The sequence below is a fragment of the Micrococcus sp. KRD096 genome (assembly GCF_017168495.1).
In the GTDB taxonomy this organism is placed as follows: Bacteria; Actinomycetota; Actinomycetes; order Actinomycetales; family Micrococcaceae; genus Micrococcus; species Micrococcus luteus.
In genome coordinates, this window is the sequence record NZ_JABFAY010000002.1 from 49,120 (window position 1) to 66,153 (window position 17,034).

The 17,034-nt window shown below is 73.5% G+C and carries 15 protein-coding genes; 13 read left to right on the forward strand and 2 right to left on the reverse strand.

Going from position 1 to position 17,034, the window contains the following annotated elements; translation table 11 throughout:
* Positions 1-96: 96 nt before the first annotated feature.
* The 13 genes from dapA to dapF all read left to right on the forward strand — a co-directional run bounded on the left by dapA (position 97) and on the right by dapF (position 15,022).
* Positions 97-1,014, forward strand: a complete 918-nt coding sequence (dapA, locus tag J1M41_RS00475) for a 4-hydroxy-tetrahydrodipicolinate synthase (protein WP_036315014.1) — start codon at positions 97-99, stop codon at positions 1,012-1,014.
* 14 nt (positions 1,015-1,028) lie between these two features.
* The gene (locus J1M41_RS00480; RefSeq protein ID WP_036337644.1) at positions 1,029-2,714 is read left to right on the forward strand and encodes a ribonuclease J; all 1,686 of its coding nucleotides are present in this window, start codon (positions 1,029-1,031) and stop codon (positions 2,712-2,714) included.
* Between the two features lie 54 nt (positions 2,715-2,768).
* Positions 2,769-5,942, forward strand: coding sequence for a DNA translocase FtsK (locus tag J1M41_RS00485; RefSeq protein WP_206450928.1), 3,174 nt, complete (start codon positions 2,769-2,771; stop codon positions 5,940-5,942).
* Positions 5,939-6,553, forward strand: a complete 615-nt coding sequence (locus J1M41_RS00490) for a CDP-alcohol phosphatidyltransferase family protein (RefSeq protein WP_044658592.1) — start codon at positions 5,939-5,941, stop codon at positions 6,551-6,553. Before J1M41_RS00485 ends, J1M41_RS00490 begins: the two co-directional genes overlap by 4 nt.
* Positions 6,554-6,563: 10 nt before the next feature.
* Complete coding sequence (locus J1M41_RS00495; protein ID WP_206450929.1) at positions 6,564-7,085, forward strand: CinA family protein; 522 nt, start codon at positions 6,564-6,566, stop codon at positions 7,083-7,085.
* Between the two features lie 80 nt (positions 7,086-7,165).
* Positions 7,166-8,449 (forward strand): hypothetical protein, encoded by a 1,284-nt coding sequence (locus J1M41_RS00500; protein WP_206450930.1) that lies wholly within the window; start codon positions 7,166-7,168, stop codon positions 8,447-8,449.
* Positions 8,450-8,557: 108 nt separating this feature from the next.
* A complete protein-coding gene (locus J1M41_RS00505) occupies positions 8,558-8,959 on the forward strand; it encodes a helix-turn-helix domain-containing protein (RefSeq protein ID WP_036315027.1) in 402 nt (133 codons plus the stop codon).
* A gap of 98 nt (positions 8,960-9,057) precedes the next feature.
* Positions 9,058-9,276: a DUF3046 domain-containing protein gene (locus J1M41_RS00510; protein WP_002856506.1), complete on the forward strand. Its 219-nt coding sequence runs from the start codon at positions 9,058-9,060 to the stop codon at positions 9,274-9,276.
* 209 nt (positions 9,277-9,485) lie between these two features.
* The gene (gene recA / locus J1M41_RS00515) at positions 9,486-10,550 is read left to right on the forward strand and encodes a recombinase RecA (RefSeq protein ID WP_041104259.1); all 1,065 of its coding nucleotides are present in this window, start codon (positions 9,486-9,488) and stop codon (positions 10,548-10,550) included.
* Positions 10,551-11,180: 630 nt separating this feature from the next.
* Positions 11,181-11,534: a regulatory protein RecX gene (locus J1M41_RS11955; protein WP_233569940.1), complete on the forward strand. Its 354-nt coding sequence runs from the start codon at positions 11,181-11,183 to the stop codon at positions 11,532-11,534.
* A gap of 39 nt (positions 11,535-11,573) precedes the next feature.
* A complete protein-coding gene (miaB, locus tag J1M41_RS00525) occupies positions 11,574-13,121 on the forward strand; it encodes a tRNA (N6-isopentenyl adenosine(37)-C2)-methylthiotransferase MiaB (RefSeq protein WP_206450931.1) in 1,548 nt (515 codons plus the stop codon).
* Positions 13,121-14,059 (forward strand): tRNA (adenosine(37)-N6)-dimethylallyltransferase MiaA, encoded by a 939-nt coding sequence (gene miaA, locus J1M41_RS00530; protein ID WP_206450932.1) that lies wholly within the window; start codon positions 13,121-13,123, stop codon positions 14,057-14,059. Before miaB ends, miaA begins: the two co-directional genes overlap by 1 nt.
* Positions 14,060-14,068: 9 nt before the next feature.
* Positions 14,069-15,022 carry a diaminopimelate epimerase gene (gene dapF / locus J1M41_RS00535; protein ID WP_158184570.1) on the forward strand — a complete coding sequence of 318 codons (954 nt, stop codon included), beginning with the start codon at positions 14,069-14,071 and terminating at the stop codon, positions 15,020-15,022.
* A 57-nt stretch (positions 15,023-15,079) separates the two neighbouring features.
* Here dapF and J1M41_RS00540 read toward each other — a convergent pair whose 3' ends face one another.
* Together J1M41_RS00540 and J1M41_RS00545 are read right to left on the reverse strand one after the other, a co-directional pair.
* Positions 15,080-15,715: a class I SAM-dependent methyltransferase gene (locus tag J1M41_RS00540; protein ID WP_206450933.1), complete on the reverse strand. Its 636-nt coding sequence runs from the start codon at positions 15,713-15,715 to the stop codon at positions 15,080-15,082.
* Positions 15,716-15,740: 25 nt separating this feature from the next.
* Positions 15,741-16,904: an NAD(P)-binding domain-containing protein gene (locus J1M41_RS00545; RefSeq protein WP_206450934.1), complete on the reverse strand. Its 1,164-nt coding sequence runs from the start codon at positions 16,902-16,904 to the stop codon at positions 15,741-15,743.
* Between the last annotated feature and the right edge of the window lie 130 nt (positions 16,905-17,034).

Sequence of the window (17,034 nt, forward strand, 5' to 3'; positions counted from 1 at the left end):
GTGCGGGACGCAGGGCGGGCTCCTCTCGGGTCGCCGCGCGTCGCGGAGGGGCCACGGACGGCGCGGGCCCCCAGTCTCGCAGGTAGGGTGGGGCCCATGAGTGCCGTCCGTTCCGCCGTCATCCCCTCCGAGCTGCTCTTCGGCACGGTCGTGCCCGCCATGGTCACCCCCATGACGGACGAGGGCGCCGTGGACCTCGAGGCGGCCGCCGCGCTGGCCGAGCACCTGGTGGACCGCGGGGCCGACGGCCTCGTGGTCACCGGCACCACCGGCGAGACCTCCACGCTCACGGACGACGAGAACGTGGCGATGTTCCGCACCGTCGTCGAGGCCGTGGGGGACCGCGCCAGGGTCGTGGCCGGCACCGGCACCAACGACACGGCGCACACCCTCGAGCTGTCGCGCCGCGCGGCCGAGACGGGCGTGGACGGGCTGCTGCTCGTCACCCCGTACTACAACAAGCCCAACCAGGCCGGCATCCGCGCGCACTTCGAGACCGTGGCCGACGGGGTGGACCTGCCGATCATGCTCTACGACATCCCGGGCCGCTCCGTGATGCCGATCGAGCCCGAGACGGTCATCGCGCTCGCGCAGCATCCCAACATCCGTGCGCTCAAGGACGCGAAGGGGGACCTGCAGTCCACCACCACCGTCCTGGCGCACACGGACCTCGACCTCTACTCCGGCGACGACGGCGCGACCCTGCCGCTCATGGCGCTCGGCGCCGTGGGGGTCGTCTCGGTGGCCGCGCACGCGGCCCCCGAGCTGTACCGCCAGCTCGTGGACGCCGTCCACGCCGGCGACCTGGCCGGTGCCCGTGATCACCACTTCGCGCTGGACCCCGTCCAGCGCGGCATCATGACCCATGTCCAGGGCGCGGTGGCCGCGAAGGCCGTCCTCGCCGCCCAGGGCGTCATCCCGTCCGCAGCCGTGCGGCTGCCCCTCGTCCAGGCCACGCCGGACGAGCTCTCCGTCATCCGAGCCGACCTCGCGGAGGCCGGCATCACCTTCTAGAAGGGACCCGTTCCATGACCGCAGGCACCCGCCTGTCCACCCCGCCCAAGCTCAAGCGGGGCACCTGCCGCATCGTCCAGCTGGGCGGCCTCGAGGAGGTCGGCCGCAACATGGTCACCTTCGAGATCGACGGCAAGATCCTCATCGTCGACTGCGGCGTCCTCTTCCCCGAGGAGCACCAGCCCGGCGTCGACCTCATCCTGCCGGACTTCGACTACATCCGGGACCGCGTGGACGACGTCGTCGGCATCGTCCTGACCCACGGCCACGAGGACCACATCGGCGCCGTGCCGTACCTGCTGCGCCTGCGTGACGACATCCCCGTGATCGGCTCCAAGCTGACGCTCGCCCTGATCGAGGCCAAGCTCGAGGAGCACCGGATCAAGCCGCGCACCCGCGTGGTCAAGGAAGACGACATCGTCGAGTTCGGCCCGTTCGAGTGCGAGTTCGTGGCCGTGAACCACTCGATCCCGGACGCGCTCGCCGTCGCCATCCACACGGACGCCGGCACCATCCTGCACACCGGCGACTTCAAGATGGACCAGCTGCCGCTCGACGGCCGCATCACGGACCTGCGCGCCTTCGCCCGTCTCGGCGAGGAGGGCGTGGACCTGTTCATGACCGACTCCACGAACGCCGAGGTCCCGGGGTTCACCACCACGGAGGCGGAGATCGGCCCCACCCTCGAGCGCTACTTCGCCACGGCGAAGCGCCGCATCGTGGTGGCCTCGTTCTCCTCCCACGTGCACCGCGTGCAGCAGGTCCTCGACGCCGCCCACAAGCACGGTCGCAAGGTGGCCTTCGGCGGGCGCTCCATGATCCGCAACATGACCATCGCGGCGAAGCTCGGCTACCTCAACGTGCCGAACGGGATCCTCGTGGACATCCGCAAGGTGGACAAGTACCGCGACGACGAGATCGTGCTGATGGTCACCGGCTCCCAGGGCGAGCCGATGGCGGCCCTGTCCCGGATGGCCAACGGCGACCACCAGGTGCAGCTGGAGGAGGGCGACCTCGTCGTGCTGGCCTCCTCGCTGATCCCGGGCAACGAGAACTCCGTGTTCCGCGTGATCAACGGGCTCATGAAGCTCGGCGCGACCGTGGTGCACAAGGGCATGGCCAAGGTGCACGTCTCCGGCCACGCCTCCGAGGGCGAGCTGCTGTACTGCTACAACATCGTCGAGCCCGAGTTCGTGATGCCGGTGCACGGCGAGACCCGCCACCTGATCGCCAACGGCCGGATCGCGGAGAAGACCGGCGTGCCGGCCGAGAACGTCATCCTGGCCGGCAACGGCACGGTGGTGGACATGACCGACGGCCTCGTGAAGGTCGTCGGCGAGGTGGAGTGCGGCTACGTGTACGTGGACGGCTCCTCCGTGGGCGAGATCTCCGACTCCGACCTCAAGGACCGCCGTGTCCTGGGCGAGGAGGGCTTCCTCTCGATCATCACCGTGGTCAACCGGCAGACCGGCGCGATCGTGTCCGGCCCGGACGTCCACGCCCGCGGCATCGCCGAGGACGAGAAGGTGTTCGAGGAGATCAAGCCGAAGATCGTCCGGGCGCTCGAGGAGGCCGTGCAGTCCAGCAAGGACCACACCGCCCACCAGCTCCAGCAGGTGGTCCGCCGGACCGTCGGCACGTGGGTCAACCGCAAGCTGCGCCGCCGCCCGATGATCATCCCGGTGGTCCTGGAGGCCTGACCCCTCCGGGTCGCCATGCCTGCCGTGTCCGCGGTTCGCGGTAGTTTGGTGGGCATGGCGACCCGTACTTCCCCCACGCGTTCGTCCTCCTCCTCCGCCACGTCCCGCTCCGGCTCCGCCGGACGCCGAGGCTCCGGACGGAAGGGGTCGACCGCGACCGTCCCCGAGGCCGACCGGCCCGCCGCGCCCCTGCGCGCCCTGCACACCCTGTGGATGGGGCTGGCCACGCCGGTCGGCGCCGGCTTCCGCAAGCTCGGCCCGGACGTGCGCATCGACCGCGAGGAACGCCGTGACGGCACCGGCCTGCTCCTGCTGCTGCTCGCCGCGCTGATCGCGGCCGTGGAGTGGTGGGGCCTGCGCGGCACCGCCGTCGGCCGCGTGGTGCACGGGGTGGTGGGCGGCACCGTCGGGTGGTTCGCCCTCCTGGTGCCGATCGCCCTGCTCGTCGTGGCCGTGCGCTGCTTCCGCCACGCCACGGACCATCGCGCCAACGGGCGCATCATCATCGGCCTGCTCACGGCGACCGTCGCCGGCTCCGGCATCGCCCACCTCGTGGGCGGTGTGCCCTCGGCCGCCGAGGCCTTCGAGGACATGCTCGGCGCCGGGGGCATGGTCGGCTACCTGGCGACGGCGCCGCTGGCCTCCCTGCTGACACCCGTGCCCGTCTGGGCCCTCATGATCCTGCTGGCCTTCTTCTCGGTGCTCGTGCTCACCGCGACGCCCGTCGGTGCGATCCCGCAGCGGATCGCGGGAGGCTACGACTGGCTCACGGGCCAGGACCCCGAGGGCGCCTCCGAGCAGCGGGCCGCCCGCCGCGACGAGCGGCGCCGGGCCCGTGAGGTGCGCCGCGAGGCCGAGGACCTCGCCACCCCGCTCTCCGTGGACGCGGAGACCGGGCGCACCCACCCGGGCCACGACCAGTCCTACCTGGACGGACCGGCCGCCGGCTCCCACGCCGCCGGGGCCTCCCGCCCCGGCCTGTTCGCGCGCCTGTTCGGCGGGCGCCGGGCACGCGAGGATCAGGCCGCCGACGCCGCCCCGGAGCGCACCGCCAGCACCGCCTACGACTCCCCGGTGATCCACGAGGCCGAGGCCGGCTCCCACGCCGCCCCCGAGGCCGAGACCACCCGGGTCCTGCCCCGACCCGCCCCGCGGCGGGCCGCTCGCGGGGAGCAGGGCGTGTTCGACGCCGAGCAGCCCGCCGCAGACGCGCGTGACCCGCGGGACGCGGACCAGGACGCCTCGGACGACTTCGACCCGTGGGTGGACGAGGACGACGCGCCCGAGGACGCGGACGCCGAGCCGCAGCCACCCGCCGGAGTGCGCCGGCCCACGGCCGCGGACCGTGCCCTCGAGCAGGTGCGCGAACACGCCCGCGCCCAGCGTGAGGCCGCCGCCCCGGCCGCCGCATCCCTGGAGGAGGACGCGGGGGAGGACACCCCGTTCGCCCTGGACGACGCCCCAGGTCAGGGCTCCGGGACCGCCGCGTCGTCCTCCGCCGTGCCCGCCAGCACCCCCGCGCCGGTGCCGCCGGTGACCGCCGAGCCGGCCCGCGGCACCCAGTCCCCGCTGGGCGGGGACGTATCCTACACGCTGCCGCAGTCGGCCCTGCTCCCTGCCGGCCCCCAGCCGAAGGAGCGCTCCGAGGCCAACGACCGGGTCGTCGCCGCCCTGACCACCACGTTCACCGAGTTCAAGGTGGACGCCCAGGTCACCGGGTTCTCCCGCGGGCCGACGGTGACGCGCTACGAGGTCGAGGTCGCCCCCGGCACCAAGGTGGAGAAGGTGACGGCGCTGGAGAAGAACATCGCGTACGCGGTGGCCTCCTCGGACGTCCGGATCCTCAGCCCCATCCCGGGCAAGCGCGCGATCGGCATCGAGATCCCCAACACGGACAAGGAGGTCGTGGCCCTCGGCGACGTCCTGCGCTCGCAGGCCGCCCAGCGCACCGACCACCCGATGGTGATGGGCGTCGGCAAGGACGTGGAGGGCGGCTACGTGGTGGCCAACCTGGCGAAGATGCCCCACATGCTCGTGGCGGGCGCCACCGGCGCCGGCAAGTCCTCGTTCGTGAACTCGATGATCACCTCGATCCTCATGCGCTCCACCCCGGACGAGGTGCGCATGGTGATGGTGGACCCCAAGCGCGTCGAGCTCACCGCGTACGAGGGAGTGCCCCACCTGGTCACCCCGATCATCACGAGCCCGAAGAAGGCGGCCGAGGCGCTGCAGTGGGTCGTCAAGGAGATGGACACCCGCTACGACGACCTCGCGGCGTTCGGCTACAAGCACGTGGACGACTTCAACAAGGCCGTCCGGGCCGGCCAGGTGAAGCTGCCGCCGGACTCCAAGCGCGTGCTGCGCCCATACCCGTACCTGTTGGTCATCGTGGATGAGCTCGCGGACCTGATGATGGTCGCCCCGCGCGACGTCGAGGACGCGATCGTGCGCATCACCCAGCTGGCCCGTGCGGCCGGCATCCACCTTGTTCTCGCCACGCAGCGGCCGTCCGTGGACGTGGTCACGGGCCTGATCAAGGCCAACGTGCCCTCCCGCATGGCGTTCGCGACGTCGTCGGTCACGGACTCCCGCGTGGTCCTGGACCAGCCCGGCGCGGAGAAGCTGCTCGGCCAGGGCGACGCCCTGTTCCTGCCGATGGGCAAGTCCAAGCCCATGCGCGTGCAGGGGGCGTGGGTCAACGAGTCCGAGATCCACGCCGTCGTGGAGCACGTGAAGTCGCAGATGCAGGTCCAGTACCGCGCGGACGTGATCCCCGAGAAGACCGAGAAGGTCATCGACGAGGACATCGGCGACGACCTGGACCTGCTCCTGCAGGCCGTCGAACTCGTGGTCACCACGCAGTTCGGCTCCACGTCCATGCTGCAGCGCAAGCTGCGGGTGGGCTTCGCGAAGGCCGGCCGCCTCATGGACCTCATGGAGTCCCGCGGCGTCGTGGGCCCCTCCGAGGGCTCCAAGGCCCGCGACGTGCTGGTCAAGCCCGACGACCTCGCGGACGTGCTCGCCACCATCTCCGGAGACACCCCGCCCTCGGCCACCTCCGGCGACGGCGACGCCTCGGCCGGAACCGGCGACGGCGACGCCTCGGCGTCGGCCGCTCCGCGCGACCTGGTGCAGGAGGACCTGGACTCGCGCCCGGCCGCCGTGGACTGGAACGACGAGGACGACGACGAGGGATCGGAGGACGCGTGGCAGCTGACGGGCAGATGAGCGCGGCTGGCGGGGCGCAGCGCGTGTCCGCCTGGAACCTGCCGAACATCCTGACCTCGGTGCGCATCCTGATGGTGCCCTTCTTCGCCTGGGCGCTGTGGGTCGGCGGGCCGTGGGGCGGCGACTCGCTCGTCGCCCGGTGGCTCGCGCTGGCGCTGTTCGCGGCGGCCATGTACACCGACAAGCTCGACGGGGACATCGCCCGCGCCCGCGGGTTGATCACCGACTTCGGCAAGATCGCGGACCCCATCGCGGACAAGCTGCTCACGGGCACGGCCCTCGTGCTGTTCTCCCTGCTGGGGGAGCTGTGGTGGTGGGTGACCATCGTGATCCTGGTGCGCGAATGGGGCATCACCCTGATGCGCTTCGTGGTGATCCGCTACGGCGTGATGCCGGCCGGCCGCGGCGGCAAGCTCAAGACCGTGCTGCAGACCGTGGGCATCGGCCTGCTGCTCCTGCCCTTGGCCCCGGTCGTGGGCGGCTGGTGGCCGTGGGCCGGCTGGGTGGTCATCGGGGCCGCCACCGTGCTGACGGTGCTGACCGGCCTGGAGTACGTCAAGGACGCGTGGGTCCTGCGGCGGGACGCCCTCGCCGCCCAGCGGGGGGCCTGAGGCGATGACCATGGCAGGCGCCCAGGACGTGGTGCACGCGCTCGCGGACGCGGGCCTCACGGTGGCGACGGGGGAGTCCCTCACCGCCGGTCTGGTGGCCGCGCGCCTGGCCGACGTCCCCGGGGCGTCGGCCGTGCTGCACGGGGGCGTGGTGGCCTACCAGAACGCCGTGAAGACCGGCCTGCTGGGTGTGCCGGAGGACCTGCTCGCGCGGGTCGGGGCGGTGGACGCGGACGTGGCCCGACGGATGGCCCTCGGCGCCCGGGCGGCCCTGGGCGCCGACGTCGGCGTGGCCACCACGGGCGTCGCCGGGCCCGAGTCGCACCAGGGCCAGCCGGTGGGCACCGTGTGGCTCGGCCTGGCCGTGCCCGACGCGGACGCGAGCGCGCTGGACGTGCTCGGCGGCGAGCGCGACGGCGCAGCCACCGCGATCCTCCTCCGGCTCGACGGCGACCGGGCCGCGATCCGGGAGGCCACCGTCGCCGCGGCGCTGCAGTCCCTGACGCGCCTGCTCGCCGGCCGCGGCCACTGAGGCGGCACGGGGGCGCCGACCGACCCGCCTCGGCGCCCCGTCCCTGGTGCCGGCCCGCCCCGCCGCGTAGGTTCGGCGCGATGGAGACCGCATCGCCTCCCACCCCGCCCGAGCATGCGCCGCAGGACGGCGACGACGCCCCGGGTTGCCGCGTCATCGGCCTCGTGGCCGACCCGGGCACCCCGTGGGCCCTCGTGCGCCGCATCGCCGGGGATGTCGAGGACCGGCTCGACGACCGCCTGCCGCAGCCCGGCGGCTGGCGGGTCGAGACCCGGCAGGAGTCGCTGCCGGTCGGTGCGACCGGGGGCATGGTCCTGGAGGAGCCGGTCCGCTCACTCGCGGACGGGCGGGGATGGGACACGGTGGTCGCCGTCGTCGACCTGCCCCGGTTCGACGACCGGCGCGGCGTGGTGGCGGACGTCGTGCCGCAGCTGCGGGTCGGCGTCGTGTGCGTGCCGGCGCTGGGGGTCATCACCCCGGCCCGCCGGCTGCGGGAGACGGTGCTGCGGATCGTCGAGCACATCGACACCGCCCCGGACGTGAACCCGCCGGACGGGGAGCTGGACGTGCAGTCCTCCGACGAGTCCGGCGAGGTGGAGGAGGACGGCGGCCCGTCCCCGGCGGACGAGCCCCCCGAGCCCGACACTGACGCGCTGCGGGGCATCGCCCCGCTGGTCGACGTCGACGCGGACGTGACCACGACCACCCGGATGGGCGGCGGGTCCCGGCGCACGTCCACGGTGTACGTGAAGGGCTGGGCGGGCACGCTGCGTCTGCTGGCCGGGATGGTGATGGCCAACCGGCCGCTGCTCATGCCGCGGGACATGACGTTCACGATCGCCTCGGCCAGCGCGGCCGGTGCCTACGGCGTGTTCTTCGGCTCCATCTGGGTGCTCTCCAGCGTGATGTCCCCGGTGCGGCTCGCGGCGGTCAGCGTGCTGTCCGTGGTGCTGCTGGTGGCGTGGCTGGTCACCACGAACGGCCTGTGGACGCACGGTGCGACCCACCGGCACAGCTCGCGGCTGGACAACCTCTCCACCGTGCTCACCGTCGGTCTGGCCTGCACCGTGGTCTACGTCCTGCTCTTCGTCACGCTGCTGCTGGTCGCGCTCATGATCATCCCCGTGGAGTACCTGGAGGAGGAGCTCGACCAGCCCGGTGGCGTGGGCGACTACGTGCGGCTCGTGTGGCTCGCGGCGTCGATGGGCACGATGGCCGGGGCCGTCGGCTCGAGCCTGGACGACTCCGACCGCATCCGGAACGCCACGTACTCCCTGCGGGAACGACATCGGCGCTCGGAGCGGCACGAGGGCGACGGGGCCGCCGAGGGCCCGACGGCGGAGGAGACCATGTCTCGGGAATGAACGCGACCCCGCCCGACGTTGAATGTAACGAGTCAAGAAGAGTGCCCCGGCGGGATCAGGCCCGCGGCCCGGCGCCCTTCAGGAAAAGTCCAGGAGCAGGCGATAGACATGATGCGACATCCCGTCCATTCCCACGGAATCACGCGCTGGGTCGATGACCAGCCCCGTCCCCGCGCGGCCGCCCCCGACATCAAGGAGCGCAGCATGCCCCTCCTCCGCCACGAGATCGGCGACGTCCTGCGCGACGTCCGGCAGCTCCAGGGCCGCACCCTGCGCGAGGTCTCGCACGACGCCCGTGTCTCGCTCGGCTACCTGTCGGAGGTGGAGCGCGGCCAGAAGGAGGCCTCCTCCGAGCTGCTGGCCTCGATCTGCCAGGCGCTGGACATCCCGCTGTCCTACCTGCTGCGGGAGGTCTCGGACCGGCTCGTGGAGCAGGAGGGCATGGTCGTCCCGGACACCCTGCCGGACGACCTCACGGACCCCAGCCTGGGCTCGCTGGCCGGCCGCTGACCCCGCCACACCCACGGCGCGGGCGCCCCGTCTCGGGGCGCCCGCGCCGTCTGCGTCCCCGTCCCTGACCCCGCGACCGATCACAGAGAGGACCGCCCGTGCGCGAGAGCGAGTTCCGCCGGCTGATGGACGAGGAGTTCGGCCCCGCCCGGGCCGGCCTCGTGGCCGACTCCCTGCACCTGCCCGGCCTGGACACCACCGCGACGGCGGCGCTCGCCGCCGGCGTGGACCCGCGGCGGGTCTGGCTGGCGGTCTGCGACCTGCATGAGATCCCGCAGGAGCGGCGTCTCGGTCGGGACGTGCCGCCGAAACGCTGACGCCGCGACGCGCTGGCGGGGCACTGCCCCTTTCGAACACGTGTTCGAAGAATGCCGTAGAGTCCTGCACAGCAGTGCGACGGGGTGATCTCGTGCACAGGCGGGGCGGGCCACGCTTATCGTGTCCGCCGCCCCCCGTAGATTGACGGACATGACCGAGGCGGGCGCTCCAGCGTCCGCGGCAGCACCACCAGAGCTAGGGGTGAAGGATGAGCAAGGTGACGGATCGCGAGAAGGCCCTCGAGGCCGCTCTCGCCCAGATCGACAAGCAGTTCGGCAAGGGTTCCGTCATGCGGCTGGGGGACCAGACCCAGGCACCCGTCGAGGTCATCCCCACGGGCTCGGTGGCCATGGACGTGGCCCTGGGCATCGGCGGCCTGCCGCGCGGCCGCGTGGTGGAGATCTACGGCCCGGAGTCCTCGGGCAAGACCACCCTGGCCCTGCACGCGGTGGCCAACGCGCAGCGCAACGGCGGCATCGCGGCCTTCATCGACGCGGAGCACGCCCTGGACCCGGTCTACGCCCGCCAGCTCGGGGTGGACACGGACGCCCTGCTGGTCAGCCAGCCGGACACCGGCGAGCAGGCCCTGGAGATCATGGACATGCTCGTCTCCTCGGGCACCCTGGACATCGTCGTCATCGACTCCGTGGCCGCGCTGACCCCGCGCGCCGAGATCGAGGGCGAGATGGGCGACTCCCACGTCGGCCTGCAGGCCCGCCTCATGTCCCAGGCGCTGCGCAAGGTGACCGGCCGCCTGCACCAGACCAAGACCACGGCCATCTTCATCAACCAGCTGCGCGAGAAGATCGGCGTGTTCTTCGGCTCCCCGGAGACCACCACGGGCGGCAAGGCGCTCAAGTTCTATGCGTCCGTGCGCATCGACGTCCGCCGCATCGAGACCCTCAAGGAGGCCGGCAACCCCGTCGGCAACCGCACCCGCGTGAAGATCGTCAAGAACAAGATGGCCCCGCCCTTCAAGCAGGCCGAGTTCGACATCCTCTACGGGGTCGGCATCTCCCGCGAGGGCGGCCTGATCGACATGGGTGTCGAGGAGGGCATCGTCAAGAAGTCCGGCGCGTGGTTCACCTATGACGGGGACCAGCTCGGGCAGGGCAAGGAGAACGCCCGTCGCTTCCTCAAGGACAACCCGGACCTCGCCAACGAGATCGAGGAGCGCATCCTCACGAAGCTCGGCATCGGCGTGGCCCCGGAGGCCGAGGACGACGAGGCCCCGGCCCTGACCGCGGTTCCGGGGGACACCGCGGCCGGATGACCCGATCGCGCAGGAACGTCGGAGGCGGGGCCGCCCACCGGTCGGAGACGACCGGCCGGAGCGGCTCCGCCTCCGGTGCGTCCGCGTTCGACGACGCTCGGGACTCGGACGTGGGCCGGATGTGGCTCGATCTGGCCGGCGCTCCGGAGCCGACGTCGTCCGACGCGGACGCCTCGGATGCCGCGCGGGACGCCGCGCCCGCGCGCGACGCCGGAGCCCCTGCGGAGGACGTCCCGGACCCCGCCCCCGGCGCGGCACCGGATCTCGGGGCCCTGCTGACTCGCGCGAGCGACCTGCCCAGTCCCGCGCCCGGCGCCGGGCCCCGATCGCTGCCCTGGTCCGGGCGCGAGGACACCCGGGCGGACACCGAGCGCCGAGGACGGAGGCGGGCGCCCGCCAAGCGGTCGGGGCGCACTCGGCCCCGCGAGGACGGCCGCGCGCCGGCTGAGCCCGCCCCCCAGACCACAGCCCCTGCCGACCGCACCGCGTGAGCGTGAGGAGGCCGCGCGCGAGGTCGTCCTGCGCCAGCTCGCCCTGGGCCCGCGCTCCCGCGGCCAGCTCGAACGCAAGCTCGCCGAGCGCCAGGCCGAGCCCGAGCTGATCGAGCGCGTCCTCGACCGCTTCGAGGAGGTGCGCCTCGTGGATGACGCCGCCTTCGCCGAGGTCTGGGTCCGCAGCCGTCATCGAAGCAAGGGCCTGGCGCGCCGTGCCCTCGGGCACGAGCTCCAGCAGAAGGGCGTGGACCGGGAGATCGCCGCCGAGGCGCTGGAGGCCATCGACGGCGAGGACGAACGGGCCGCCGCCCTCGACCTCGTGCGCCGACGGCTGCGGGGCCGCACCGTCCCCGGCGGTGCCTCGCCGGAGGCCCGGGCTGAGCGGGACAAGGTGACCCGCCGCCTCGTCGGCATGCTGGGACGCAAGGGCTACGGCGGCGGCCTCGCGTTCGCCGTCGTGAAGGAGGTCCTCGCCGAGCACGAGGAGTGAGCGGATCCGGGCCGCGCCCGGAGTTCCTAGAATGGTGCGGTGACTCTGACGGACCCCACCCCCCGCACCACCCCGCTCGCGCAGGACGGCGCCGCCGCGCGCCCGCACGAGGGCCTGACCTATGAGGTCCGCACCTTCGGCTGCCAGATGAACGTGCACGACTCCGAGCGCATCTCCGGCCTGCTCGAGTCCACCGGCTACGCCCCGGTCGCCGAGGACGCCCAGGCCGACCTCGTGGTCTTCAACACGTGCGCGGTCCGCGAGAACGCGGACAACCGCCTGTACGGCAACCTCGGCAACCTGCGCGCGGTGAAGGACGCGCACCCGGGCATGCAGATCGCCGTCGGCGGGTGCCTCGCCCAGAAGGACCAGGCCGCCATCCAGCGCAGGGCCCCGTGGGTGGACGTCGTCTTCGGCACCCACAACATCGGCTCCCTGCCTGTGCTGCTGGAGCGCTCCCGCCACAACGCCGAGGCCGAGATCGAGATCCTCGAGTCGCTCGAGGTGTTCCCCTCCACCCTGCCCACCAAGCGCGACTCCACCCACTCCGGCTGGGTGTCCATCTCCGTGGGCTGCAACAACACGTGCACGTTCTGCATCGTCCCGTCGCTGCGCGGCAAGGAGAAGGACCGCCGCCCCGGGGAGATCCTCGCCGAGGTGCAGGCGCTCGTCGACGCCGGCGCCGTCGAGGTCACGCTGCTGGGCCAGAACGTGAACACCTACGGCGTCGAGTTCGGCGACCGCGGCGCGTTCGCCAAGCTGCTGCGCGCGTGCGGAGAGATCGAGGGCCTCGAACGCGTCCGCTTCACCAGCCCCCACCCGGCCGCGTTCACGGACGACGTCATCGACGCGATGGCCGAGACCCCCAACGTCATGCCGCAGCTGCACATGCCCCTGCAGTCGGGCTCGGACAAGGTGCTCAAGGACATGCGCCGCTCCTACCGGTCCGCGAAGTTCCTGCGGATCCTGGAGAAGGTGCGCGAGCGCATCCCGCACGCCGCCATCACCACGGACATCATCGTCGGCTTCCCCGGGGAGACCGACGAGGACTTCGCCGAGACGATGCGCGTGGTCGAGGCCTCCCGCTTCTCCTCCGCGTTCACCTTCCAGTACTCCATCCGCCCGGGAACCCCGGCCGGGGAGATGGACCACCAGGTGCCCAAGGCCGTCGTCCAGGAGCGCTTCGAGCGCCTCGTGGCCCTGCAGGACCGGATCTCGGCCGAGGAGATGGCCACGCTCGTCGGCACCCGCCAGGAGCTGCTCGTCACCGCCGACTCCGGCTCCAAGGCCGCGGAGCGCGGCCGCCTGTCCGGGCGCGCAGCCGACAACCGGCTCGTGCACTTCTCCGTGCCCGCCGGCGCCGAGACCCCCCGCCCCGGCGACTTCGTCACCGTGACGGTCACCGAGGCCCACCCGTTCTTCGCCGTCGCCGACCCGACCGCACAGGACTACGTCCTGCGCCGCTCCCGCGCCGGCGATGCGTGGGACCGCGCCCAGGCCGAATCGTGCGGCGCGCCGGCCCCCGGCACGGCGGGCGGCTCCGGTGCCACGAGCCTCGGCATGCCGACCCTGCGCCCGCGGTCCTGATGCCCGCCGCCGCGGCCCGGCCGCCCGTCGTCGCCGTCGTCGGGGCGACGGCGACGGGCAAGTCCGCCCTCGCCGTCGCCCTGGCGCACGCGCTGGACGGCGAGGTGGTCAACGGGGACGCCCTGCAGTTCTACCGGGGGATGGACGTGGGCACGGCGAAGGTCACCCCGGCTGAACGCGAGGGCGTCCCGCACCATCTGCTGGACGTGCTCGACGTCGGCCAGGAGGCCTCGGTGGCGGCCTTCCAGTCCGCGGCCCGCGACCTGTTCGACCAGATCCGCGCGCGGGGTCGGACCCCGATCCTCGTGGGCGGCTCCGGGCTGTACGTGCGGGCGGCGCTGGACGTGCTCGAGTTCCCGCCCACGGACCCGACGCTGCGGGCCGAGCTGGAGGCGCGCGCGCAGCGGGAGGGCCTGGCCGGGCTGAGGGCCGAGCTGGCCGCCCTGGACCCGGTCTCGGCGGAGCGGCTGCAGGACGCCCGCCGCATCGTGCGCGCACTGGAGGTGTGCCGGCTGACGGGCCGTCCGTTCTCCGCGTTCATGCCGGAGCGCACGTACGCTCCGGAGGTCGCCCCCGTGGTGCAGCTCGGCCTGCGCCTGGACCGGGCCGAGCTGCACCAGCGGATCGCGGCTCGGGTGGAGCGCATGCTGGCCGAGGGCCTGCTGGACGAGGTCCGCCGCCTTGACGTCCCCGGGCCGGGCGGGCTGCGGCAGGGACCGACCGCGTCCCGCGCGATCGGCTACGCCCAGATGCTCGCCGTCCTCGACGGCGAGCTCACCGAGGCGGAGGCGGCCGAGCAGACCGTCGTGGCCACGCGCCGGTTCGCCCGCCGTCAGGGGACCTGGTTCCGGGCCGACCCGCGCGTCGTCTGGCTCGACGCGCAGGGCGAGGACATCGTGGCGGAGGCGCTCGCCGTCGTCGCCGGGGACGCCACCTAGACTGGGCCCATGACCGAGCAGCCCGCGGCGCCCGCCGCCCAGGACCCCCTCCACGCGAGCGCGCCGCGCGTGCCGTTCACGAAGGGCCATGGCACGGGCAACGACTTCGTGCTGATCGCCGACCCGGACGGCAACACGCAGCTCGACGCCCAGCGCGTCGCACGGCTGGCTGACCGGCACCGGGGGATCGGCGCCGACGGCGTCATCCGCGCCGTGCGCTCGGCACGCCTGCCGGAGGGTGAGGCGCTGCTCGCCGAGCACCCCGAGGCCGAGTGGTTCATGGACTACCGCAACGGCGACGGCTCGATCGCCGAGATGTGCGGCAACGGGGTGCGCGTCTTCGTGCACTTCCTGGTCGAGAAGGGCCTCGTGGACCTGGCCCCCGGCCGGGCGATCACCATCGGCACGCGCGCCGGCGTGAAGGCCGTGACCCGGCTCGAGCACGGCTACGCGATCGACATGGGCCCCTGGTCCTACCTCGACCCCGAGCTGGCGGAGGAGGCGGCGTCGGACTCGATGGTCCTCGCCCACGGCCTCACCGATCCGCGTCCGGCGCTGAGCATCTCGATGGGCAACCCCCACACCGTGGTCCCGCTGGCCTCCTTCGCCGACCTGCAGGGGCTGGACCTGGGCCGCGCCCCCGAGGTGGACCCCGCCCCGCCGCACGGGACGAACGTCGAGTTCGTGGCCGCGCACGAGCCGCTCGTGCGCGAGGGCGTCGGCCGCGTGCGGATGCGCGTGCACGAGCGCGGGGTGGGCGAGACCCAGTCCTGCGGGACGGGCGCGTGCGCGGCGGCTGTGGCGATGCGCGCATGGTCGGGCGACCAGGGCTCGGACTCGTGGCTCGTCGAGGTGCCCGGCGGCGTGCTGGCCGTGGATGTCGTGCCGGGCCCGGAGGGGGCCGAGCACGTGGTCCTCTCGGGGCCGGCCGAGCTGGTCTTCGACGGCGAACTCACCGCCTGACCGCTTTCGTTCGGGAAACGGCGGGTCACGAACCGCTGTCGTTCGGGAAACGGCGCCTCAGCGCGCCCGCGCCACCCGCAGGATCCGGAAGCCCTTGATGCTGTCCGCCCGCTCGGCGGTGAACCGGCCGGGCGCGCGCTCCTCGAGCATCCGGTCGATCCACGGCAGCAGCGAGTCCGCGCCGAGGTTCTTCTGCACCACCAGCCAGGCCTCGCCGCCGGGGGCCAGGCGTGGCAGCCACCGCTCCAGCAGGGCGTGCAGTGCCGGCTTGCCGATCCGGATGGGCGGGTTGGACCAGATGAGGTCGAACTCCGCGCCCTCGGGGACGTCCTCCGGCCGCAGTGCCACGACGTTGCCGAGGCCCAGCGCTGCGGCGTTGTCGCGGGTCAGCTGCAGGGAGCGGTCGTTGACCTCGACGGCGGTCACCTCCGCCTCGGGCGACCGCAGCGCCAGCGTGAGGGCGACCGGCCCCCAGCCCGCGCCGACGTCGAGGAACCGGCCCCTCGCCGGCGGCGCGGGCACGGCCGAGAACAGGGCCGCGGTGCCCTTGTCCAGACCGTCCGGGGAGAAGATCCCGTTGGCCGTCTGGACCTCGACGTCGCGGCCGGCCAGGCGGGTCCGCAGGGTGCGGCGCCGCTCGGGCGCGGAGGGGTCGGCGTCGAAGTAGTGGGATGCGGAGCTCACGGCGACCATGGTAGCCAGCAGGTCGTCGCGGCCCTCAGCCCGACGCCGGCCCGGCCAGGTCCGCGAGGATCGCGCGCACGGCGTCGCGCCCGGCGCGGTTGGCCCCGACCGTGGACTGGGAGGGCCCGTAGCCGAGGAGGAACAGGCGCGGCTCGTCCAGGGCGCGCCCGCCCGCCACGCGGATGCCGCCGGCGGGCGTGCGCAGCCGCAGCGGAGCGAGGTGCCGGATCGCCGGCCGGAAGCCGGTGGCCCAGAGGATCACGTCCGCCGGTTCGAACGAGCCGTCGGGCATCCGCACCCCGTCCGGCTCGACGGCCATGAACATGGGGTGGCGCACCAGCACGCCTCGCGTCTCGGCCTCGCGCACCCAGGACGAGCGGTGCATCCCGGTCGCCCCGACCACGGAGCCCGGCGGCAGGCCCGCACGGGTCCGTTCGTCCACCCCGCGCACCGACTCGGCCAGGGCGCCGGGCGCGGCCGAGTCCTGCCACCGCGGTTCGCGGCGGGTCACCCACAGGGTGTCCGCGACCGTGGAGATCTCGGCCAGCAGCTGCGTCGCCGAGACGCCCATGCCCACGATCACCACCCGCTGCCCGGCGAACTCGTCCTTGGACACGTAGTCACGGGTGTGCAGCTGCCGGCCGCGGAACGAGCGCATCCCGGGCACCGAGGGCCACCGTGGGGACGTCCAGGTGCCGGTCGCGTTGACCACGAAGTCCGCCCGCCACGTGCCCGGCGCCCCGTCCGTGCGGACGAAGAACCCGCGCGCACGTCCCGGCTCGCCGATCCGCTCGACGCGCCTCACACGCACGGGCCGCCGGATCGGCAGGGCGAACCGTGCCTCGTAATCGGCGAAGTAGGCCGGCAGCAGGGTGTTGGCGTGCGCGGCCGGGTCGGCCGGCGGCACCGGGTCGCCGGGCAGCTCGTGGATGTGGTTGACGGTGGCCATCGTGAGCGAGTCCCAGCGGTGCTGCCACGCGCCGCCCGGGGCGGTCTCCGCGTCGAGCACCACGAACGTGCCGGGGGCGTCGTCGGGGACGCCGGCGGCGCCGTCGTCGTTCGGACCCAGCCCCACGAAACCGCGGCGGCGCAGGTGGTAGGCGGCGGACAGCCCCGCCTGGCCCGCGCCGATCACGACGACGGTCGCCCGGCCCGTCCGGCCGGGCCGCGGCGGGGCGGGGGAGGGGGACGCGGTCATGCCCGCAGGATACGTGCGCGTCGTCAGCGGACCGGGCGCCGGGGCCCCTGTCGCCCACACGCGCCGCCCGGTACACTCGACGCCCATGTGGATCTTCCTGCGCTGACGCCCCCGCGTCACTGCCCGCCCC